Here is a 19,782-nt window from a genome sequence, read left to right on the forward strand (position 1 = left end):
TTTATGTACCATCCCGACCTGATACGGCATCCGGAAAACTGCCCGGCGCTGGTTTTGAATGCGGATTATACGCCGCTCAGCTATTACCCCTTGAGCCTGTGGCCCTGGCAGACTGCCATCAAGGCGGTCTTTCTGGAGCGGGTCGACATCGTCTCTTCGTATGAACGGGAAGTCCACAGCCCTAGCCTGCTGATGAAGATCCCCTCGGTCATCGCGCTCAAGCAATATGTCCGGCCATCGGAACATCCCGCCTTCACCCGTTTCAACCTGTTCCTGCGCGACAAATTTTCCTGCCAATATTGCGGGACGACGCATGACCTGACCTTTGACCATGTCGTGCCGCGACGTGCGGGCGGACGCACGACATGGGAAAATGTCGCCACGGCCTGTTCACCCTGCAACCTGAAAAAGGGTGGGCGCACCCCTCGGGAGGCCGGTATGCAGCTCCATGTCCAGCCGATCCGGCCGACCAGTTGGCAACTGCAGGAACATGGGCGCGCCTTCCCACCCGGGTATCTGCACGAAAGCTGGCACGACTGGCTTTACTGGGACGTCGAATTGATCGCCTGAATCGGCATCAGTTCATCCCCGGCAGCCAGTCCAGGTCCATATCCTTGTGCCGATTGGTGTAGTGGCCGATTTCCTCCAGTCCGGCCATGTCCAGCAACGTGATGCGGCCATTGGCCCGGCTGATCAGCTGTTCCTGTTCCATCTGGCGGATCATGCGGTTCACGTGAACCGAGGTGAGGCCGATCGCGTCGCCAATTTCCTCCTGCGTCAGCTTCAGCTCGAAACTGTCGGTGATACTGTCGTCCGTCACCCGTAGACGATCGAACATGTCGAGCAGGAAGGACGCGACCCGGGCCTTGGCGGATGTGCGTCCCAGCGATGCCAGCCGGTCGGTCAGTGCGACCCGTTCGGTGTTCGACAACAGGAACAGCAGGGCTGCGACCCGGGGATATTCCTCCAGCAGTCGGCGCAGCGCATGTTTGTCGAATGGACAGACGATGGCGTCGGACAGGGCGATCAGCGATTCCGGGGCCTTGTTGTAGACCGTGCTGGCCGACCCGATGAAGTCGCCTGGAAAATAGACACGCAATATCTGGCGGCTGCCATCGGGCAGGATGACGAAGCTCATCACGCGCCCTTCGCGCAGGACGAACAATTCCGTCACGGTGTCATTTACACGCTGGATCATTGCACCGCGTTTCACCCGACGCGGATTTTCCTCGAGCCTGGCTAGTGCCGTCTTTTCCGCTTCGGACAGAGGAACATGCTTGGCCAACCTTTCCGCGAAACAACTTGTTGCCACCCAAAAAACCTTTTTCCTGAAATTGTCGTTTCGTTGGCAGAACGCCCCAAGCGTCTTTTGGCTGCATTTTCGTGTCGTGCACTAAACTCGATCAAGGTTGTGCGGATCGGCACAAATTGTGTTCTTTCCATGCTCTGTCGTGTCGGATTTGACGTCAAATCGCGCCCCGTCCGCCTTGCACGGCGCGCAATAGGCGTTATGAACCCTAGCCAATGGACCGCATTCACATTCGCGGCGGCAAGCAACTCAACGGCCGCCTTCCCATCTCCGGCGCCAAGAACGCTGCCCTGACGCTGCTGCCATGCGCGTTGCTGACCGACGAGCCGGTGACGCTGCGCAATCTGCCGCGCCTGGCCGATGTCGACAGCTTCGGTCATCTGCTCAACCAACTCGGCGTGTCGACCATGATCGAGGGGGCACGGCCGGAGGATTTTGGCCGCGTCCTGACGATGCGCGCCGGTCGGGTCACCTCGACGGAAGCGCCCTATGACATCGTGCGCAAAATGCGCGCGTCGATTCTGGTGCTGGGGCCGTTGCTCGCGCGCCAGGGTGAGGCGCGGGTGTCGCTGCCTGGTGGCTGTGCGATCGGCAATCGTCCGATCGACCTGCATTTGAAGGCGCTGGAAGCGTTCGGCGCGATCATCGAGATCGCTGCCGGCTATGTCCGTGCGAGCCTGCCCGACGGCGGTCTGCCCGGTGGCATCTACACTTTCCCGGTCGTGTCGGTGGGCGCGACCGAGAATGCGCTGATGGCGGCGGCCCTCGCCAAGGGCACCTGCATTCTGGAAAATGCCGCGCGCGAGCCGGAAATCGTGGATCTATGCAACCTGTTGATCGCGATGGGCGCCGATATCGAAGGCGTTGGCACCGACAAGCTGGTCATCCATGGCCGCGAACGGCTGCACGGCGCGACCTACAGCGTGATGCCCGACCGGATTGAGGCAGGCAGCTATGCCTGTGCGGCGGCGATCACTGGCGGTTCGCTCGACCTGGCTGGCGCCAATGCCGAAGATATGCATGCCATCCTGGCTGCGCTGCGCGATGCGGGGGTGCAGGTGGACGAATATAAGGGCGGCATCAAGGTGTCGTCCGATGGCAAGCTCAAGCCACTGACCCTGTCGACCGCGCCCTTCCCGGCCTTCCCAACCGACATGCAGGCCCAGTTCATGGCGATGCTGACGCTGGCCGACGGCGCTTCGGTGCTGACGGAGACGATCTTTGAAAACCGCTACATGCACGTGCCCGAACTGGCGCGCATGGGCGCGGACATCGCGGTCAACGGGCGGACCGCCGTGGTGCGCGGTGTGTCGGGGCTCGTGGGCGCGCCGGTGATGGCGACCGATCTGCGTGCGTCGATGAGCCTGATCCTGGCGGGCCTAGCCGCCGAGGGCGAGACCCAGGTCAATCGGGTCTATCATCTCGATCGCGGCTATGAACGACTGGAGGAAAAGCTGTCCGCCGTCGGCGCCGATATCGAGCGGGTCAGCGATGGCTGAGGGGCGGGGCCTGGCAACGGATCGGGCGGCGCTACTGGCGCTCTATGATCTGGATGCCGGCGGTTTCCAGACCCTGGACGACATTACCGCTTTTGCGGCGCAATTATGTAACGCGCCGATCGCGCTGGTCAGCATCGTGGAGGATGTGCGCCAGCGCTTTCTGGCGCGTACGGGGCTCGATGCCGAGGAGACGCCGCGCGATGTCTCCTTCTGCGCTCTTGCCATGCTGGGCCAGGATATTTTCGTCATTCCCGATGCTACGGGCGATGTACGTTTCATCGATAATGCGCTGGTCACCGGTCCGCCGCATATCCGTTTCTATGCCGGTGCGCCTTTATGGGGCGCGGACGGCGAGCCGCTGGGCGCACTGTGCGTGATCGATACCGTACCGCGCGCCGACTTGACGCCTTTGCAGCGACAGGGGTTGGCTTTGCTTGCTCGGCAGGTGATGGTGGAACTGGAGGGGCGCCGGCGCGATCGCGACGTGATCTTGCAGCAACGGTTGGATGCGGCGGCGGTCGCCGATAGCGATCGGATGTTCCGGACGCTAGCCGATACCATGCCGCAGATGGTCTGGTCGACGCTGCCCGACGGCTATCATGATTATTATAATGCCCGTTGGTATGAATATACCGGTGTACCGGCCGGTTCCACGGACGGTGACGCATGGAACGGCATGTTCCATCCGGACGATCAGCCGCATGCCTGGGAAAGATGGCGTCACAGCCTGGCAAGCGGAGAGGCGTATGAGATCGAATATCGGTTGCGCCACCACCGCGGTGACTATCGCTGGACGCTGGGCAGGGCCTTGCCGATCCGGGGACCCGATGGCGCGATCATACGTTGGATCGGCACCTGTACCGAGATTCACGAACAGAAGCTGATGATGGAAGAGCGCGAATTGATCGCGCATGAACTGTCCCATCGGATCAAGAATATCTTTTCGGTGATTGCCGGGTTGATCGCCCTGACAGCGCGCGAGCATTCTGGCATGCGTGAAGGGGCGGACGATCTGCGCGACCGCATCCTGGCGCTGGGGCGCGCGCATGATTTCGTACGGCCCCACGGCGATAATTTCCAGCCAACGCCGAAGCAGGGCAGTCTGCATGGCGTCCTGGCACAGATTCTGGCCCCCTATGGCGGGCGCATAATCCTGGCCGGTGAAGATCCCGCAGTGGATGATCGTTCGGCCACGCCCCTGGCACTGGTCTTTCATGAACTGGCGACCAATGCCGCCAAATATGGTGCCTTGTCCCGACCCCAGGGCCAGGTCCGGCTGCATATCGCTGCAGGGGCAGAGGCGTTCCGTGTCGACTGGCGGGAGGAAGGCGGCCCTGCTGTGGTGCCGAGTGTCGTGGAAGGCTTTGGCAGCCGGCTGATCGCGCTGAGTATCGAGCGTCAGTTAGGTGGTCGGGTCGAGCGCCAATGGCAAGCCGACGGTCTGCAGGTTACCCTCTCGATCCCGCGGCGCTCCATGAGCCGTGCGGCGGCAGGAACGGCGTAAAGCCGACAATTTCCGCCGTTTCGAGTGCGGGCATGTCGCTCGCGGCTAGCTGGATTGTGGCGGCAATACTATGTGCGCGGAAGGGTTTGGTAATGACGCCCAGGGCTGCGGCGGATGCCGTGCCGATCTGCGCCGGGTTGGCGGTCACATAGATCACGCGGATGCCGAAGCGGCTGGCCAATTCCATGCCGATGCTCGGACCGGTAGGCCCATCCCGCAGATTGAGGTCAACGAGCGCAATATCGCATTCCGCCGCAGCACCAAGCGCCGCTTCCCGGTCAGCCGCAATCGCGCCGACATCGAAGCCGGCATCCTGCACGATCTGCTCAATTTCCAATGCGACGAAAATCTCGTCCTCGACGATGAGAATCTTCTTGGCCATTCCCGCGCCCGATATAGTTGGTGCCCTTAAATGCTGCAGGACAGTATCGGTTCCCTCGGGTTAAGAAAATTATAGCGTCTCATTTTTCCGTGCTGGACCACACAATGTCGAACGCCGTGCCGTTCATCAGCAGGACCGATGCCGGATAGCCGCTGTCCGCTGCCTTGCGGGCTGTGTCGGTCGCGCTGTCGACGGCGGCTTGCTGGCTGTCGAACGGACCAAAATAGCTGTTGTTGAGATTGATCTTCCACACGCCCTCATGGGCAAGCACGATGTAGCGGGCATGGGGTAGGCTGGTCATGATCCGATGTACCTCGACAAGGGGTGGTCAACGCATGGGTATGCGTCGTGCGCTCGCCAGATGATGGGCATGGGTAATTGCCACCGCAAGGGCGTCGGCGGCGTCCGATCCAACGATCTTCACCCCCGGCAATAGCCGCTGGACCATGGCATGGACCTGATCCTTCGACGCATTGCCGACGCCTACGACCGATTTCTTGACCAGTCGGGCGGCATATTCGCCGACTTCCATGCCGGAACGTGCGGCGTTCAGCAGGATGACGCCGCGCGCCTGGCCCAGCTTCAGCGTCGATTGCGGATTGACGTTGACGAACACCTCCTCGACCGCCGCGCCGTCGGGCCGGTGTTCGAGGATGAGGTCGGTCAAGGCCAGGTCGAGGGCCATCAGCCGCGTCGCCAGCGACATGGCGCTATCCGTCTTGATCTGGCCATTGCCGACATGGGCCAGACGGTTGCCGTCGGCGGAAATCAGGCCCCAGCCCGTCGTGCCGAGGCCTGGATCCAGGCCCAGGATGATCATGCGATGCAAGCCGCAGGCATTTAGCCCAGCTTCTCCATCACCGCGTCGGACACTTCGTAATTGCCCCAGACCGTCTGGACGTCGTCATCATCTTCCAGCGTGTCGACCAGCTTCAGCAGCGTTGCAGCATTGGCTTCATCGACTTCGAGAGTGGTCTGCGGCTTCCAGGCGAGCTTGGCGCCCTCTGCCGGGCCAAGCTTGGCTTCCAGCGCCTTGGCGACTTCGTGCAGCGCGTCCATTGCGGTCCAGATCTCATGCTCGTCTTCGTTCGACGAAACATCGTCCGCGCCCGCTTCCAGGGCTGCCTCGAAGATCGCGTCGGCATCGCCGGCGCTGGCGGGATAGGTGATCAGGCCCAGGCGATCGAAACCATGGCTCACGGCGCCCGACGCGCCCAGATTGCCGCCATTCTTGGCGAAGGCGGTGCGGACGTTGGTCGCGGTACGGTTGCGATTGTCGGTCAGCGCCTCGACGATGATGGCGACGCCGCCAGGGCCATAGCCCTCATAGCGGATTTCCTCGTAATTCTCCATGTCGCCGCCGATCGCCTTGTCGATCGCGCGCTGGATATTGTCCTTGGGCATCGACTGGGCCTTGGCCGCGTTGACCGCCAGGCGCAGGCGCGGGTTCATGTCCACATCGGGCATGCCCATCTTGGCCGCGACGGTGATTTCGCGGCTGAGCTTGGAGAACATCGACGAGCGCTTCTTGTCCTGCGCGCCCTTGCGATGCATGATGTTCTTGAATTTGGAATGGCCGGCCACGGCCTTCTCCTGACATTTTCTGTGAAACCGAAGGGCGCTCTCTAGCGAGCGCGTGGCCATCCTGCAACGCTAGAGGATAACCGGGATAAGGGTTCAATAGCGAATGGCGGTGCCCGAGGCTGAGACCATCAGCATCGATCCATTGGCGCCGATCACTTCATAATCCAGGTCGACGCCGACGACGGCATTGGCGCCCAGCTTGCGGGCATTGCCCTTCATCTCCTCGATCGCTTCGCCCCGGGCGCGTTGCAACACATCCTCATAGGCGCCCGATCGGCCACCGACGATGTCGCGCACGCTGGCGAAGAGATCGCGGAAGAGATTGGCACCCAAGATCACCTCGCCGGTGACGATGCCCAGATAATCCTGGGCGGGACGGCCTTCCAGGCGGCTGGTGGTGCTGACGATGATGTCGGTCATGATGGGGCGTCCTCTCGGTTTGTGGCGCCCCTGGCGCGAGGGGGCCGGACCTGATGTAGGTCGACAGCGCCCCTCGGCAAGGTCCGGTGCAGCGCACCGGCGGGAATAAGGCGGCGGCCGCCTTATGCCATTTATTCCATGCCCAGCGCGGACAGGTAGGTCTGCAGAATCGCTTCCATTTCCTGGCGATCATGCGGCTGCATTTTACGCAGGCGGATGATCTGGCGCATGATCTTGGGATCGTAACCGGTCGCCTTGGCTTCCAGATAGACGTCCTTGATATCGTCGCCGATACCCTTCTTTTCTTCTTCCAGGCGCTCGATGCGCTCGATCAGAAGGCGCAGCTGGTCGGCCGCGATATTGCCCTCGCTCATGGGAATCTCCGTGTCAGTGTGAATCGGTTGGCGGATGCTCCTAGAGCCTGATTGTTTGAGGTGGAAGCGCTTTGCGCTTCGATCGGTCCGCCAGACTCGTTGAGCACCTAATGATTGTCGGCGTTCTTCGCCACGCTCTCCTGCATCCTGGCGATCTGCTCGGGAGTTGCCTCGCCCTGGTGGCGCGTCTTCCAATCGGCAAAGGGCATGCCGTGGATGATCTCGCGCGCCTGGTCGCGCGTCAGATTGCCGTCGGCCTCGGCAATCCAGTCGGCCAAGCAGTTGCGGCAAAATCCCGCATTTCCCATCAGATCGATGTTCTGAACGTCGGTGCGATGCTGCAAATGCGCGATCAAGCGACGGAAGGCGGTTGCAGCGACGGCGTCGCTGAGTATGTTATCGGTCACAGGCGAAACCTTTCGCTTTTCTACATCATCCTGTCGTGCAGCACGGATAATCGATAACGACGCCCTGGCAAGCCAGAGGCGATCATGACGGCCAGGAGAAGACATGACACAGCTACCGCCCCGCTCGCGCAAGGTCCGCATTCTCGCGACCCTCGGCCCCGCCAGCGAGAGCGCAGAGATGATTCGCGCCTTGTTCGTCGCGGGTGCCGACGCCTTTCGAGTCAATATGAGCCATGGGGCGCATGAAGACCATGCCGCCAGGATCGCGACGATTCGGGGGCTGGAAAAGGAATTTGCGCGACCCACGACCATCCTCGCCGATCTTCAAGGTCCCAAGTTGCGGGTGGGCGTCTTTGAAAAGGGCCTAGTGGTGCTGGAAACCGGCGCGCCCTTCGTGCTGGATCGCGACGATACGCCGGGCAATGTCCAGCGCGTAAACCTGCCGCATCCGGAAATCTATGCTGCGCTCGTGCCTGAGACCCGGCTGTTGCTGGACGACGGCAAGCTGGTGCTGCGGGTGAAGGCGGTCACCGATACGCGGATCGACACGATCGTGGAGATTGGCGGCACCCTGTCCAACCGCAAGGGGGTCAATGTGCCCGACGTGGTCGTGCCGGTGCCGGCGCTGACCGACAAGGACCGCCGCGATCTCAGCTTTGCGGTTGAGCAGGGCTGTGACTGGATCGCGCTCAGCTTCGTGCAGCGGCCCGAAGATCTGGCCGAAGCGCGCAAGCTGATGGGCGGCTATGGCGCATTGATGGCGAAGATCGAGAAGCCTTCGGCCGTGCAGCGGCTGGAAGAGATTATCGAGATGGCCGACGGCGTGATGGTCGCGCGCGGCGATCTGGGCGTCGAACTGCCGCCGCAGGCGGTGCCGCCTTTGCAGAAGCAGATCGTCGCCACGGCGCGCCGCATGGGCCGTCCGGTGGTGGTCGCGACGCAGATGCTCGAATCGATGATCAAGGCGCCGACGCCGACTCGTGCGGAAGTGTCGGACGTGGCGACCGCTGTCTATGACGGGGCCGACGCGATCATGCTGTCGGCCGAGACGGCGGCGGGCGACTGGCCGGTCGAGGCGGTGACGATGATGGATAGCATCGCCCATAGCGTGGAGCGCGACCCGGGCTATTTCGCCCGCCTGCACTTTACCGAGACACGCCCCGACCCCACGACCGCCGACGCACTGGCGGAGGCGGCCGGCGGCATCGTGTCGGTGGTGGGGGCAAGCGCCATCACCTGCTTCACCTCGTCGGGCAGCACTGTGCGCCGGGTTGCGCGCGAACGGCCTTCCGCGCCGATTCTGGCGCTGACGCCGCGCGCCGATACCGCGCGCAAGCTGGGGCTGACCTGGGGCGTCCATGCCATCCGCACAAAGGATATCGGCAATTTCGAGGAGATGATCGGCAAGGCCAGGCGCATGGCCTTGCGCCATGACATGACGGTCAAGGGTGGCAAGATCGTGGTGCTGGCCGGCGTTCCCTTCGGTACGCCCGGTTCAACCAACGTGCTGCATGTCGCCACCGTGCGCGGCGATGAGCTCAAGGGACGCGACGAGGGCTGATTCCCGGAGCATGCCCGATTCGGCGCGGCTATCCATCCGGGTGGCCGCGCCTTTTTCATGGGGCGGCGAATCGATTGCCGGCGTAATATGCACCTACACGTTGAGCGCCCGATCCGGAGGATCGGGCGCTCAAACAGGCCTCATTGGGCCGGGAGGATCGGCAAGCCGATCCCCGCGCGCAGCTTAGCCCTGGCGGGCCTTGAAGCGGCGGTTGGTCTTGTTGATGACGTAGGTGCGGCCACGACGACGGATCACGCGGTTGTCCCGGTGGCGGCCCTTGAGCGACTTGAGCGAGTTGCGGATCTTCATTGTGAGCCTTCTGGAATCTTGCTTGATTGGAAAATCGAAGCGCAGCCCCTATGGGGGAGGGCGCCGAAAGTCAAGGGTAGCCAAGCTTCTTTTGCCACCGTTCATCCTGCGTGCAGCCAAGTCGTGGCTTCACGCATTGGAAGGAAATAGCCTGGGCGCGGCGTGTAGGGTCTAGCCCCGTTGGAGTTCAAGTTCGATGCTGAAACAGATCATCCTGTCATCCACTCTGGCCTTGTCGCTGGCGGCCTGTACGACTGTCCCGTCGGCCGAGGTCACGCGATTCCATACCGGCAATCCGGCCCGGACCGGGACGATCGCGATCGAGGAAATGCCCGGCAATCCCGACATCAGCCTGGAATTCCGAACCTACGCCGCTGCCGTCGGCCAGCAGTTGCAGCAGGTGGGCTTCAGCCCTGTCACCGGCAATGCCAGCGACTATGTCGCGCGCGTGGCGTTCAGCCGCAGCTTCCGCCCGACCGGCAATGGCTATAACGACAAGCCGGTGAGTGTCGGCGTCGGTGGCGCGGTGGGCAGCGGCGGCTATTCGGGCCTGGGCCTGGGCGTGGGTATCAACCTGTCGGGCAAGCCCAAGGATATCGTCACCACCGAGATGCAGGTGCAGATTCGCAAGCGCAGCGATTCGACCGCCATCTGGGAAGGCCGCGCCTATACCCAGGCACGCGAGGGCTCGCCCGCAGCCCAGCCGGCCGCCGCCGCGCAAAAGCTCGCTGCCGCCCTCATCGGGGGCTATCCGGGCGAATCGGGGCGCACTATAACGGTCAAATGACCATCTCCATTTCGAGCGCCTTCGACAGCGGCAACATCCGCGTTCTTTCCATCACCGATAGCCCCGCCGGCGTCCGCGCCGAACTGGAGATCGTCAAGGACAAGGACAGCGACTTCTACCAATGGTTTCATTTCCGTCTGGCGGGCGCCGCCGGACGGGAGGTGGAACTGGCGATCGTCAATTGCGCGGGTTCGGCCTATCCGGATGGCTGGCCGGGCTACAAGGCGCGGATGAGCGAGGATCGCGAGAACTGGCTGCAGGCCGATACCGACTATAGCGATGGCACCCTGACCATCCGCCTCTCGCCCGACAGCAATGCCGTCTGGCTCGCTTATTTCGCGCCCTATTCGATGGAGCGCCATCATGACCTCGTCGCCTGGGCCGCCTGCCAGCCGGGCGTCGAGCATCGCGAGCTGGGCCTGACGCTGGACGGCCAGCCGCTCGACATGCTGAGCGTCGGCGAAGGCCCCAAGAATATCTGGCTCTATGCCCGCCAGCATCCCGGCGAGAGCATGGCGGAATGGTGGATGGAAGGCGCGCTGGAGCGGCTGACCGACGACGAGGACGCCGTCGCCCGCAAATTGCGGCAGAAGGCGACCTTCCACATCGTCCCTAACATGAACCCGGACGGCAGCCGGCGCGGCCATCTGCGCACCAATGCAGCGGGCGTGAATCTCAACCGCGAATGGCATGAGCCGTCGATGGACAAGAGTCCGGAAGTTTTTCTGGTCCGCGCGGCGATGGACGAGACCGGTATCGATTTCGCCATGGACGTGCATGGCGACGAGGCGATCCCGGCGGTGTTCCTGGCCGGGTTCGAGGGCATTCCCTCGATCACCGACCGGCAGCTCTCGCTCTATCATCGCTATCGCGACACGCTGGCGGCCCGCACGCCCGATTTCCAGACGCGCCTCGGCTATCCGGTGGCGGGTGGCGGCAAGGCCAATCTTGCCATGTCGACCAACCAGTTGGCTGAGCGATTCGGCGCCGTCGCGATGACGCTGGAAATGCCGTTCAAGGATAATGATGATCTGCCCGACGCGGATTTCGGCTGGTCGCCCGCCCGGTCGGCCCAGCTGGGCAAGGATTGCCTGGCGGTGCTGGCGGAGATGATCGACGATATCTGACGAGGGCAATCTGGGGGCAGCGATGGGGAATGACGGCGTGACGCGACGGACGATCCTGCACGGTGCCGGTGGCGCCATGGCCCTCGGCACCGTCGGCGCGCCGGCCATTGCCAAAGCCCGGCCATCGCGCGAACGGCTGGAGGCAGCGCTGGCGCGCATCGCTGACCCGGCGGGGGAGGGCAAGCGTACCTACCTCACCCTCTATTCTGACACTGCACGGGCGGCGGCGGATGCGGCCGATGCCCGCGCTAGTTCGCCCCTCTCGCCGATCGACGGCGCGATCGTCAGCATCAAGGATCTGTTCGACGTCGCAGGCGAACCGACTCGCGCGGGTTCCCTGATTCTGGCCGATGCCTCACCTGCCACTGTCGATGCGCCGGTCGTCGCCCGGCTGAAGCAGGCCGGCGCGGTGATCGTCGGCAAGACCAACATGGTCGAGTTCGCCTTTTCCGGCGTCGGCGCCAACCCCCATTATGGCACGCCGGGCAATCCGGCCGACCGCGCCCGCGTACCGGGCGGATCGACCAGTGGTGGCGGTGTCGCAGTGGCCGATGCCATGTGCGAGATCGCGATCGGGACCGATACCGGCGGGTCGTGCCGCATCCCGGCGGCGCTGTGCGGCGTCGTCGGCTATAAGCCGACCAAGGCGCGGGTACCGACCGACGGCGCCTTTCCGCTCTCGCCCACGCTCGATTCGATCGGGCCGATCGCGACCAGCGTGGATGCCTGTTTCCGCACCGATGCGATATTGGCGGGCGAGACACCCCGCCGGCTTGACCTCGCGCCGCTCAAGGGGCTGCGCGCCGGCATTCCGCAGGGCCTGCCGCTGGCCGATCTGGACGCGACCGTGGCGGCGCGTTTCGCCGATGCGCTGGCGCGGCTGGGCAAGGCGGGCGTGACGCTCAGCGACGAAGTCTTCCCGCAATTCGATGCGATGCAGGCGCTCCAGTCGCCGGTGCCGATCGCCTCGATCGAGGCCTATGCCATCCATCGCGACCGGATCGCGACCCGTGCGCAGGATTTCGATCCAATCGTGCTGGCGCGGATGCAGGCGGGCCGTGATGTGACGCCCGAACGCCACCGGCAGATGCTGGCGGAACGCACCGCGCTGGTCCGGTCGATGGATGCGCGCCTGGCCGGGCTGGACATGCTGGTCCTGCCGACCACGCCGATCGTTGCGCCGACCCAGGCGGAGGTGGCGAACCCGGACATCTTCGTCGCGCGCAACCGGCTGCTGCTGCGCAACACCGGCCTCGGCAATGTCTTCGACCTATGCGCCATTTCCCTGCCGCTGCCGCGCCAGGGCGGCCTGCCGGTCGGCCTGATGCTTATGGCACGGGCAGGGCAGGACCAGCGCCTGTTCGCGATCGCGGCTGCGGTGGAAAAGCTGCTCGCGGCCTAGTCAAATAGTTCGTCGAGGAAATTCACCATCGCGCGAAAACTGCGCCGGTCGGCGTCGGCGCTGTAGGCCAAGCCCTTTTCCGGCATATGGACGCTCTCGTCGGTGAAGGCATGGCCGGTATGGCCATAGGCGTGGATCTGCCAGTCGCAGCCCGCCTCGGTCAGTTCCTTCGCCAGCCCCAGCGTGGCATCCTGCGCGGCATAGGGATCGTCCCAGCCATGGCAGATCAGCAGCTTTGCGGTGATCGTCGCATTGGGGAAGGGCGGTGCTTCATAGACGCCGTGGAAGCTGACGCCGCCGGCAATGTCCGCGCCGCTGCGGGCGAGGTCGAGCACGCAGCGGCCGCCGAAGCAGAAGCCGATCGCCGCGGTGCGGGCGGCATCGACTCCCGGCATGGTCTTGAGCAGCGCATGGGCGCCCTGCAGCCGGTCGCGTAGCAGCGCACGGTCGGCATTCAGCGCATTCATATACCGCCCGGCATCGGGATCGGCGCGGGTGGTGCGCTTGCCCTGGCCAAAGACGTCGGCGACCAGCACGGCATAGCCGAGCGCCGCGACCTTCTCCGCATAGCGGAAGTCGGCTTCCTTCGTGCCCAGGACATTGGGCAGCAGCAGAATGCCCGGCACCGGCCCCGTGGCGGCATCGTCGACCACGGCGACGCTTTCAAACGGACCATCCGGACCGTCATGGATGATCGTCTGACGAGTGATGGCCATGAAAGCGTCTCCTGTGGATAGGTCGATAGGATCAGATGCTGCCGAAGCCGGGCGCCTCGCCGCGTGCGGCACTGTCGATGCGGCGCGGCCGCTTCCAGCCGATCTGCGGGCGCTTGCGCAGGCGCAAGGTCGGCCAGTCGCCCCGATCGCTGCGTTCGGCCAGGCGCATGCCCTGCGCACGATAGGCTGCAATCACCGCATCGGCCTGTTCGTTGAGCAGGCCGGCGAGCACGATCGTCCCGCCATCTTCCACCAGCGCGCAGAGCGAGGGAGCCAGTTCGATCAGCGGACCGGCCAATATGTTGGCGATCAGCAGATCATAAGGCGCCCGACCGACCAGCGCGACATGGTCGACGCCGGCGGCGGTGCACAGCGCCAGCCGGCCGGGGCCTGCGCCCGGGATGATGCCGTTCGCCAGCGCGTTGTCGCGCGTGATGTCGACCGCGACTGGATCGATGTCCGATGCGATCGCATAGGCGCGCGGCCACAGCGTCAGCGCGGCAAAGGCGAGCAGACCGGTGCCGGTGCCGATGTCGGCGACATTGCGATAGCGCATGCCGACCCGGCGCATCCGGTCGAGCATGGCCAGGCAGCCGGCCGTCGTTTCATGCTGGCCGGTGCCGAAGGCGCGACTCGCCTCGATCAGGAAATTGACATGGCCCGGCTGTGTCGGGTCGGACGCCAGGTTGCGGACATGGAAGCGGCCGGCGGTGACCGGCTCTAGCCCCTGCTGGCTGATCGTCACCCAATCCTCGTCGGGCAGCGCTTCGACCAGCGGCTTCGTGCCCGCTGCGCTTGGCACCAGCGTCTTGAGCAGCTTGATCGCAGCGGGGCTGGGCTTGCCCTCGAAATAGGCATCCAGCTGCCACTTATTCTCATCGTCCGGTTCGGCCTCGCTGGTCATCAGCACCGGGGGGCGATCCATCAGGGCAAAGGCCGCGATATCCCCGTCCAGCGCCTCCGCTTCGGCGCGGGTGCAGGGCAGGGTGACTTTCCAGCTCTGGGCGGCTGGCGCGACGGCATCGTTCATGCCGCCGCCTTTAGACCAGCCGGGAAGGGAGGAAAAGGGTCAGGCGACCTGGCGGCCGAAGTCGGTCGAGGCATGGCGCAGGCTCGACAGCTTGCCTTCCACGCTCATGAAGCCGCGTTCCAGCTGGTCGATCTCCGACGCGACCACTTCGGTATCCTGGCGGATTGCGGAAATGGTGGTCGACATCGAATCGGCGGCCAGCGCGGTCTCGTCGACGGCTGCGGTGATCATGGTCACGGTCTGGGCCTGGGCATCCATGGCATGGCGGATGCGCTGGGCGCTGGCCTGCACTTCGCCCACCGTATCGCGGATGCGTTCGTTGGTGTCGACCGACTGGCGGGTCGATGCCTGGATATCGGCGATGCGGCCGGCGATCTCGTCGGTCGCACGCGCGGTCTGGTTGGCCAGGCTCTTCACTTCCTGTGCAACCACGGCAAAGCCGCGCCCGGCATCACCGGCACGAGCAGCCTCGATCGTCGCGTTGAGCGCCAGCAGGTTGGTCTGGCCGGCAATGTCGCGGATCAGGCCCAGGATCGATTCGATCGACTTGGCATGTTCCGACAGGGTGGCCGACATCGCCACCGCGTCGCCCGACTGGGCAGCAGCGCGCTGGGCCACTTCGGCTGCGCTTTCGACTTCGGTACGGGCATCCTCGATCGCGCGGATCAGGCCGGCCGAGGTGCGGGCGGCTTCGCGCATGGCGAGCGCCGACTGTTCGGCGGCGGCGGCGACTTCGGATGCCTTGCCCAGCATGCCGCGGGTCGCGGCGGAAGCGTCCTTGGCCTGTTCACGCAGCGATTCGCCCAGTTGCGAGGCGCCGTCGATCTCGCCCATGATGCGCTGTTCAAACAGCACGCCGAATTGCTGGCGTGCATTGCGCTGCGATTCCGCATCATCGATTGCGATGACATTGGCCATCAGTCCGGCATCGACCATGCCGACCTGGGCGATGACATCGACCAGCCGGCGGCGCATCCGGTCGTCGCTGCAGCGATCCCAGATCAGGTCGGTCAGCTTGCCGTTGGCAGCCGCGACCGGCAGCAGCACGGCGCGGACCGGGATGCCGTGCTTGCGGGCATGACGAACGCAGGCCGTGGACGATAATGCCCATTCGCCGGCGCTATATTGTTTCAGTTTCTGCCGCACATAGTCATGGGCCGCGTCTTCCATGCGGGCCAGCGTTTCAGGCTCCAGCCTGGCGCGCAGGCCCGAACCATCGACATAGGTCGAAAAGAAGGTCTGTGCCGCAATTTTGCTGTCATCGCCGACCAGTTCGGCGATTTCGAGCATGCCTCGTGCCAGATCGCCTCGGGGGTCAACCTCGGCCAGCATCTGGGCGATGGCGTTCCTGGGTGCGGCAGCGGAAGTCATGGATGGCAGAACCCCAATTGGTGTCAGGATGAACCAGGGTCTGATAGCGCCATTTGGTTAATCACTTCTTATTTGAACGGGGCGACAGACTCGCCTTGCGTGGCTTGCCCTCCCGCGTCTTCGCTCCTAAGGGGAGCGGACTCAAAGGATAGAAGCAGGGACTAGGGTAGACATGGCGCGATCCAACAGCCGGCCACTCTCGCCGCATTTGACGATCTGGAAATGGGGACCGGCCATGGCCGTTTCCATCATGCACCGCGTGACTGGCAATGGCCTGGCCACCGCCGGCGCGCTGGGCCTCATCTGGTGGCTGATGGCTGCCGCGACCGGCCCGGAAGCCTATGCCACCTTCGTCAAGTGCGCGACGTCGCCGATCGGCTATCTGGTCATGATCGGCCTGACCTGGTTCTTCTTCCAGCATCTCTTCTCGGGCCTGCGGCACTTCGTGCTCGACATGGGCGCGGGCTATGAGCTGAAGAAGAACAAGAACTGGTCGATCGCGACCTTCATCCTCTCGCTGCTCGTGACCGGCCTGGTCTGGCTCACCATCTTCGGAAAGGCGCTCTGATGGGCACTGGTACTGGTATCGGCCGCGTCCGTGGCCTGGGCTCGGCCCATCATGGCGCGCATCACTGGCTGGCGCAGCGCTACACTGCCGTCGGCAACCTGTTGCTGGTGCTGTGGCTGATCTTCAGCCTGCTCAGCCTGCCCGGCCTCGACTATGAGAGCGTGGTCAACTGGATCCACAATCCGCTGGTCGCCGTGCCGCTGATGCTGATGATCGTCAGCATCTTCTGGCATCTGCGCCTGGGCATGCAGGTCATGCTGGAAGACTATGTCCACGACAAGGGACTGGCCTTCCTCTCCATGCTGCTGCTGAACTTCTATGCCTTTGGCGGTGCGGCCGCGGGCGTCTTCGCGATCGCCAAGATCGCCTTCACGGGGATCGTGAAATAATGACCGAAGCCTATAAGATCATCGACCACACCTACGACACCGTCGTCGTGGGTGCTGGCGGTTCGGGCCTGCGCGCCACCATGGGCAGCGCCGAAGCGGGCCTCAAGACCGCCTGCATCACCAAGCTGTTCCCGACCCGCAGCCACACCGTGGCGGCTCAGGGCGGCATCGCCGCCTCGCTTGGCAACAACAGCCCCGACCACTGGACCTGGCACATGTACGACACCGTCAAGGGGTCGGACTGGCTGGGCGACCAGGACGCGATCGAATATATGGTGCGCGAAGCGCCGGCGGCCGTGATCGAGCTGGAACATGCCGGCGTGCCGTTCAGCCGCAACCAGGACGGCACCATCTATCAGCGTCCGTTCGGCGGCCACATGCAGAATATGGGCGCCGGCCCGCCGGTGCAGCGCACCTGCGCTGCGGCCGACCGTACCGGCCACGCCATGCTCCACGCGCTGTACCAGCAGAGCCTGAAGTATGATGCCGACTTCTACATCGAATATTTCGCCATCGACCTGATCATGGAAGATGGCCCGAACGGCAAGGAATGCCGCGGCGTCATCGCCATCTGCATGGAAGATGGCAGCATCCATCGCTTCCGCAGCCATGCCGTCGTGCTGGCGACCGGTGGCTATGGCCGCGCCTATTTCTCGGCCACTTCGGCCCATAGCTGCACCGGCGACGGCGGCGGCATGGTGCTGCGCGCCGGCCTGCCGCTGCAGGATCTGGAATTCGTGCAGTTCCACCCGACCGGCATCTATGGCGCGGGCGTGCTGATCACCGAAGGCGCGCGCGGCGAAGGCGGCTACCTCACCAACTCGGAAGGCGAGCGTTTCATGGAACGCTATGCTCCGTCGGCGAAGGATCTGGCGTCGCGTGACGTCGTGTCGCGCTCGATGGCGATGGAAATGCGTGAGGGCCGTGGCGTCGGCGAGCACAAGGATCATATCTTCCTTCACCTCGACCATATCGACCCCAAGGTTCTGGCCGAGCGCCTGCCGGGCATCACCGAAAGCGGCAAGATCTTTGCCGGTGTCGACCTGACCCGCCAGCCGCTGCCGGTGACCCCGACGGTCCATTACAATATGGGCGGCATCCCCTGTAACTATCATGGCCAGGTGGTGACCAAGGTCGGCGACGATCCGGAAGTCGTGGTGCCGGGCCTGTTCGCGGTCGGCGAAGCGGCCTGCGTGTCGGTGCATGGCGCCAATCGCCTCGGCTCCAACTCGCTGATCGACCTTGTCGTGTTCGGCCGCGCGACCGGTCTGTTCCTCAAGGACAATCTGAAGCCCAACGCGCCGCATCGGCCGCTGCCGAAGGATTCGGCCGATCTGGCGCTGTCGCGCCTCGACCATTATCGCAATGCTGATGGCGGCACGACGACGGCGGAAATCCGCATGGACATGCAGCGGACCATGCAGAAGCATGCCGCCGTGTTCCGTGACAGCGCGCTGCTTTCCGAGGGCGTCACCCAGATGCAGGCGGTCAACAAGCGGCTGCAGGACGTCAAGGTGTCGGATCGCTCGCTGATCTGGAACACCGACCTCATCGAGACGCTGGAACTGGACAACCTGATGAGCCAGGCCATCTGCACGATGGAAGGCGCCGAGGCCCGCAAGGAATCGCGCGGCGCGCATGCGCACGAGGATTTCCCGAACCGCGACGACGAAAACTGGATGAAGCACACCATCAGCTGGTTCGAGGGCTGGGGTGGTACGAGCGGCAAGGTGACGCTCGATTACCGTCCGGTGCACGACTATACGATGACCGACGAGGCGGAGTATATCAAGCCGAAGGCGCGCGTATACTAAGTCCGGGGCATGAAGCCGGACATGTGAAGAGGGCGGGCCGAAAGGTCCGCCCTTTTTCATTGCCCATTGCCAGCCGGCGATGGGGCGTTAGCTTGGTTCCGATCGATCGAGGAGGCAGCAAGCATGCGGGGACCGGCGGGACGTCATGGGAAATATTTCCTGGCACTGCTGCTGATGGCGGCGGCCCCGGCCCCGCCCGAAACGGTTGACGCCGTGCTGGCGCTGACGCGGACGACGAAGGCGACATATGCTGTCTGTACCTGGAATGTCGTGACCCCGAGCGCGGATGTGCAGGTGAAGGAGTGGGCGGCGGAATATCATCAGGGTGACCGTCACAGGGTGGAAACGCCGCGCGACCGGATCATCGCCAATTGCGCCACCGGGGAGGCCCAGCATCTGGATGTGCGCACCGGGGCGGTATCGACTTCGCCCTCACTCGCCGCCGCTGCCTGTGGCGTGGACGCCAACCGCAAGCTCATGGCCAAGCAGTTTCTGGGGCGTGAAACCGGAGGCCGTTATGGCCCGGTGTCGCGCATCGCGGTGGAGGATGACGGTAATCGCCGGACCTATGATGTGCTCGACGATGGCGCGATTATCGCCGCGACGATCCGGGATAATGTGGAGGACGAAACCGAACGGCTGAACAGTGCGGCCCTATCCTATAGCCACAGATTGCCGGAGGCCGATATCTTCTCCACCGCCTCGCTGGGCCGCAGCGTGGTAACGGAGAGCTGCCGCAGCGGACATGGCGGATGACCCGGTGACGCGAAAAGGGGGGAGGGCTGACATCCGTCAGCGCCCCTGAAGGCGCCTAACGGGCAACCTCTATCTGCTCTCCGATAATCCGTACCTCATAGACCCGGATCGGCGCCTTGGCCGGCGGGTTCATGGCGCGGCCGGTTTCCAGGTCGAAACGGGCGCCATGGACCGGGCAGGCGATCCAGCCGGCGCGGATGCGACCGCAGGCCAGCGGCTCGTCGGCATGCGAACACCGATTGGCGATCGCGAACAGCCGGCCATTGCTGTGGCAGATCAGCACGCTCTGGCCATCCAGATCCACGACCTTGCTGGTGCCCGGCGGCACATCATCGACATGGGCGACGGGGGTGAAGGTGATCAGCGTCATGGCCTCCACTCACCATAGCGCGTGCCGGCCTGCAATCCGGCCCGGGCCGATGCGCGCGCGGGTGCAAGCGGCGCTGCCGCGCGGGTCATTCCGGTTCGCAGCC

The 19,782-nt window shown here is 64.1% G+C and carries 24 protein-coding genes; 11 read left to right on the plus strand and 13 right to left on the minus strand.

Annotated elements, in window-relative coordinates; translation table 11 throughout:
- Nucleotides 1-3: 3 nt before the first annotated feature.
- Nucleotides 4-570: an HNH endonuclease gene (locus PMI04_RS04310; protein ID WP_007711509.1), complete on the plus strand. Its 567-nt coding sequence runs from the start codon at nt 4-6 to the stop codon at nt 568-570.
- Nucleotides 571-577: 7 nt separating this feature from the next.
- Here the strand turns inward: PMI04_RS04310 and PMI04_RS04315 are convergent, their stop codons facing one another.
- Entirely contained in the window at nt 578-1,312 is a 735-nt protein-coding gene (locus PMI04_RS04315) for a Crp/Fnr family transcriptional regulator (protein ID WP_007711510.1), read from the minus strand.
- A gap of 212 nt (nt 1,313-1,524) precedes the next feature.
- Between PMI04_RS04315 and murA the strand changes: the two genes are divergently transcribed.
- On the plus strand, nt 1,525-2,808 hold the full coding sequence (gene murA, locus PMI04_RS04320; RefSeq protein ID WP_007711511.1) for a UDP-N-acetylglucosamine 1-carboxyvinyltransferase: 1,284 nt from the start codon (nt 1,525-1,527) through the stop codon (nt 2,806-2,808).
- Entirely contained in the window at nt 2,801-4,312 is a 1,512-nt protein-coding gene (locus PMI04_RS04325; protein ID WP_007711513.1) for a PAS domain-containing protein, read from the plus strand. The genes murA and PMI04_RS04325 overlap by 8 nt, the downstream gene beginning before the upstream one ends.
- Here PMI04_RS04325 and PMI04_RS04330 read toward each other — a convergent pair.
- The 7 genes from PMI04_RS04330 to PMI04_RS04360 all read right to left on the minus strand — a co-directional run bounded on the left by PMI04_RS04330 (nt 4,257) and on the right by PMI04_RS04360 (nt 7,479).
- The gene (locus PMI04_RS04330; RefSeq protein ID WP_007711514.1) at nt 4,257-4,694 is read right to left on the minus strand and encodes a response regulator; all 438 of its coding nucleotides are present in this window, start codon (nt 4,692-4,694) and stop codon (nt 4,257-4,259) included. The two genes, PMI04_RS04325 and PMI04_RS04330, sit on opposite strands and share 56 nt — an antisense overlap.
- A gap of 79 nt (nt 4,695-4,773) precedes the next feature.
- A complete protein-coding gene (locus PMI04_RS04335) occupies nt 4,774-4,995 on the minus strand; it encodes a hypothetical protein (RefSeq protein WP_007711515.1) in 222 nt (73 codons plus the stop codon).
- 27 nt (nt 4,996-5,022) lie between these two features.
- Nucleotides 5,023-5,514, minus strand: coding sequence for a crossover junction endodeoxyribonuclease RuvC (gene ruvC / locus PMI04_RS04340; protein ID WP_007711516.1), 492 nt, complete (start codon nt 5,512-5,514; stop codon nt 5,023-5,025).
- A 20-nt stretch (nt 5,515-5,534) separates the two neighbouring features.
- Nucleotides 5,535-6,278 carry a YebC/PmpR family DNA-binding transcriptional regulator gene (locus tag PMI04_RS04345; RefSeq protein ID WP_007711517.1) on the minus strand — a complete coding sequence of 248 codons (744 nt, stop codon included), beginning with the start codon at nt 6,276-6,278 and terminating at the stop codon, nt 5,535-5,537.
- Nucleotides 6,279-6,371: 93 nt separating this feature from the next.
- Nucleotides 6,372-6,698 carry a heavy metal-binding domain-containing protein gene (locus PMI04_RS04350; protein ID WP_007711527.1) on the minus strand — a complete coding sequence of 109 codons (327 nt, stop codon included), beginning with the start codon at nt 6,696-6,698 and terminating at the stop codon, nt 6,372-6,374.
- A 131-nt stretch (nt 6,699-6,829) separates the two neighbouring features.
- The gene (locus PMI04_RS04355) at nt 6,830-7,072 is read right to left on the minus strand and encodes a DUF2312 domain-containing protein (protein ID WP_004210171.1); all 243 of its coding nucleotides are present in this window, start codon (nt 7,070-7,072) and stop codon (nt 6,830-6,832) included.
- A 107-nt stretch (nt 7,073-7,179) separates the two neighbouring features.
- Nucleotides 7,180-7,479: a DUF1244 domain-containing protein gene (locus tag PMI04_RS04360; protein ID WP_007711530.1), complete on the minus strand. Its 300-nt coding sequence runs from the start codon at nt 7,477-7,479 to the stop codon at nt 7,180-7,182.
- A 103-nt stretch (nt 7,480-7,582) separates the two neighbouring features.
- Here PMI04_RS04360 and pyk point away from each other — a divergent pair, with 103 nt between their 5' ends.
- The gene (gene pyk, locus PMI04_RS04365; protein WP_007711535.1) at nt 7,583-9,040 is read left to right on the plus strand and encodes a pyruvate kinase; all 1,458 of its coding nucleotides are present in this window, start codon (nt 7,583-7,585) and stop codon (nt 9,038-9,040) included.
- Nucleotides 9,041-9,223: 183 nt separating this feature from the next.
- Here the strand turns inward: pyk and ykgO are convergent, their stop codons facing one another.
- Nucleotides 9,224-9,349 (minus strand): type B 50S ribosomal protein L36, encoded by a 126-nt coding sequence (gene ykgO, locus PMI04_RS04370; RefSeq protein ID WP_004210176.1) that lies wholly within the window; start codon nt 9,347-9,349, stop codon nt 9,224-9,226.
- Nucleotides 9,350-9,545: 196 nt separating this feature from the next.
- On the opposite strand from ykgO, the gene PMI04_RS04375 reads away from it, so the two are divergent.
- From PMI04_RS04375 to PMI04_RS04385, 3 genes are read left to right on the plus strand one after another with little or no spacing between them, the layout of a single operon-like run.
- The gene (locus PMI04_RS04375) at nt 9,546-10,136 is read left to right on the plus strand and encodes a hypothetical protein (protein WP_007711536.1); all 591 of its coding nucleotides are present in this window, start codon (nt 9,546-9,548) and stop codon (nt 10,134-10,136) included.
- A complete protein-coding gene (locus tag PMI04_RS04380; RefSeq protein ID WP_007711537.1) occupies nt 10,133-11,263 on the plus strand; it encodes a M14-type cytosolic carboxypeptidase in 1,131 nt (376 codons plus the stop codon). Before PMI04_RS04375 ends, PMI04_RS04380 begins: the two co-directional genes overlap by 4 nt.
- A 37-nt stretch (nt 11,264-11,300) precedes the next feature.
- Complete coding sequence (locus PMI04_RS04385; RefSeq protein ID WP_238535941.1) at nt 11,301-12,665, plus strand: amidase; 1,365 nt, start codon at nt 11,301-11,303, stop codon at nt 12,663-12,665.
- On the opposite strand, the gene PMI04_RS04390 is transcribed toward PMI04_RS04385, so the two are convergent.
- From PMI04_RS04390 to PMI04_RS04400, 3 genes are read right to left on the minus strand one after another with little or no spacing between them, the layout of a single operon-like run.
- Entirely contained in the window at nt 12,662-13,381 is a 720-nt protein-coding gene (locus PMI04_RS04390) for a dienelactone hydrolase family protein (RefSeq protein ID WP_007711540.1), read from the minus strand. The two genes, PMI04_RS04385 and PMI04_RS04390, sit on opposite strands and share 4 nt — an antisense overlap.
- A gap of 31 nt (nt 13,382-13,412) precedes the next feature.
- Nucleotides 13,413-14,411 (minus strand): 50S ribosomal protein L11 methyltransferase, encoded by a 999-nt coding sequence (locus tag PMI04_RS04395; RefSeq protein WP_007711542.1) that lies wholly within the window; start codon nt 14,409-14,411, stop codon nt 13,413-13,415.
- Between the two features lie 39 nt (nt 14,412-14,450).
- Nucleotides 14,451-15,782: a methyl-accepting chemotaxis protein gene (locus PMI04_RS04400; RefSeq protein WP_193378307.1), complete on the minus strand. Its 1,332-nt coding sequence runs from the start codon at nt 15,780-15,782 to the stop codon at nt 14,451-14,453.
- A gap of 172 nt (nt 15,783-15,954) precedes the next feature.
- Between PMI04_RS04400 and sdhC the strand changes: the two genes are divergently transcribed.
- From sdhC to PMI04_RS04420, 4 genes are all read left to right on the plus strand, one after another.
- Nucleotides 15,955-16,350: a succinate dehydrogenase, cytochrome b556 subunit gene (gene sdhC, locus PMI04_RS04405; protein WP_037486716.1), complete on the plus strand. Its 396-nt coding sequence runs from the start codon at nt 15,955-15,957 to the stop codon at nt 16,348-16,350.
- Nucleotides 16,350-16,739: a succinate dehydrogenase, hydrophobic membrane anchor protein gene (sdhD, locus tag PMI04_RS04410; RefSeq protein ID WP_007711552.1), complete on the plus strand. Its 390-nt coding sequence runs from the start codon at nt 16,350-16,352 to the stop codon at nt 16,737-16,739. Before sdhC ends, sdhD begins: the two co-directional genes overlap by 1 nt.
- Nucleotides 16,739-18,553 (plus strand): succinate dehydrogenase flavoprotein subunit, encoded by a 1,815-nt coding sequence (gene sdhA / locus PMI04_RS04415; RefSeq protein WP_007711554.1) that lies wholly within the window; start codon nt 16,739-16,741, stop codon nt 18,551-18,553. Before sdhD ends, sdhA begins: the two co-directional genes overlap by 1 nt.
- Before the next feature lie 123 nt (nt 18,554-18,676).
- A complete protein-coding gene (locus PMI04_RS04420; protein WP_007711558.1) occupies nt 18,677-19,309 on the plus strand; it encodes a hypothetical protein in 633 nt (210 codons plus the stop codon).
- Between the two features lie 55 nt (nt 19,310-19,364).
- Here PMI04_RS04420 and PMI04_RS04425 read toward each other — a convergent pair whose 3' ends face one another.
- The gene (locus PMI04_RS04425; RefSeq protein ID WP_007711559.1) at nt 19,365-19,679 is read right to left on the minus strand and encodes a non-heme iron oxygenase ferredoxin subunit; all 315 of its coding nucleotides are present in this window, start codon (nt 19,677-19,679) and stop codon (nt 19,365-19,367) included.
- Nucleotides 19,680-19,782: the final 103 nt, after the last annotated feature.

It is taken from the genome of Sphingobium sp. AP49 (assembly GCF_000281715.2).
GTDB lineage: Bacteria > Pseudomonadota > Alphaproteobacteria > Sphingomonadales > Sphingomonadaceae > Sphingobium.

Excerpts from the sequence above, each read along its gene's own strand:
- PMI04_RS04310 (WP_007711509.1), top strand. The coding sequence starts at position 4 with ATGTACCATCCCGACCTGATACGGCATCCGGAAAACTGCCCGGCGCTG.
- murA (WP_007711511.1), top strand. The coding sequence starts at position 1,525 with ATGGACCGCATTCACATTCGCGGCGGCAAGCAACTCAACGGCCGCCTT.
- PMI04_RS04325 (WP_007711513.1), top strand. The coding sequence starts at position 2,801 with ATGGCTGAGGGGCGGGGCCTGGCAACGGATCGGGCGGCGCTACTGGCG.
- PMI04_RS04330 (WP_007711514.1), bottom strand. The coding sequence starts at position 4,694 with ATGGCCAAGAAGATTCTCATCGTCGAGGACGAGATTTTCGTCGCATTG.
- PMI04_RS04335 (WP_007711515.1), bottom strand. The coding sequence starts at position 4,995 with ATGACCAGCCTACCCCATGCCCGCTACATCGTGCTTGCCCATGAGGGC.
- ruvC (WP_007711516.1), bottom strand. The coding sequence starts at position 5,514 with ATGATCATCCTGGGCCTGGATCCAGGCCTCGGCACGACGGGCTGGGGC.
- PMI04_RS04350 (WP_007711527.1), bottom strand. The coding sequence starts at position 6,698 with ATGACCGACATCATCGTCAGCACCACCAGCCGCCTGGAAGGCCGTCCC.
- PMI04_RS04355 (WP_004210171.1), bottom strand. The coding sequence starts at position 7,072 with ATGAGCGAGGGCAATATCGCGGCCGACCAGCTGCGCCTTCTGATCGAG.
- pyk (WP_007711535.1), top strand. The coding sequence starts at position 7,583 with ATGACACAGCTACCGCCCCGCTCGCGCAAGGTCCGCATTCTCGCGACC.
- ykgO (WP_004210176.1), bottom strand. The coding sequence starts at position 9,349 with ATGAAGATCCGCAACTCGCTCAAGTCGCTCAAGGGCCGCCACCGGGAC.
- PMI04_RS04375 (WP_007711536.1), top strand. The coding sequence starts at position 9,546 with ATGCTGAAACAGATCATCCTGTCATCCACTCTGGCCTTGTCGCTGGCG.
- PMI04_RS04380 (WP_007711537.1), top strand. The coding sequence starts at position 10,133 with ATGACCATCTCCATTTCGAGCGCCTTCGACAGCGGCAACATCCGCGTT.
- PMI04_RS04390 (WP_007711540.1), bottom strand. The coding sequence starts at position 13,381 with ATGGCCATCACTCGTCAGACGATCATCCATGACGGTCCGGATGGTCCG.
- PMI04_RS04395 (WP_007711542.1), bottom strand. The coding sequence starts at position 14,411 with ATGAACGATGCCGTCGCGCCAGCCGCCCAGAGCTGGAAAGTCACCCTG.
- PMI04_RS04400 (WP_193378307.1), bottom strand. The coding sequence starts at position 15,782 with ATGACTTCCGCTGCCGCACCCAGGAACGCCATCGCCCAGATGCTGGCC.
- sdhC (WP_037486716.1), top strand. The coding sequence starts at position 15,955 with ATGGCGCGATCCAACAGCCGGCCACTCTCGCCGCATTTGACGATCTGG.
- sdhD (WP_007711552.1), top strand. The coding sequence starts at position 16,350 with ATGGGCACTGGTACTGGTATCGGCCGCGTCCGTGGCCTGGGCTCGGCC.
- sdhA (WP_007711554.1), top strand. The coding sequence starts at position 16,739 with ATGACCGAAGCCTATAAGATCATCGACCACACCTACGACACCGTCGTC.
- PMI04_RS04420 (WP_007711558.1), top strand. The coding sequence starts at position 18,677 with ATGCGGGGACCGGCGGGACGTCATGGGAAATATTTCCTGGCACTGCTG.
- PMI04_RS04425 (WP_007711559.1), bottom strand. The coding sequence starts at position 19,679 with ATGACGCTGATCACCTTCACCCCCGTCGCCCATGTCGATGATGTGCCG.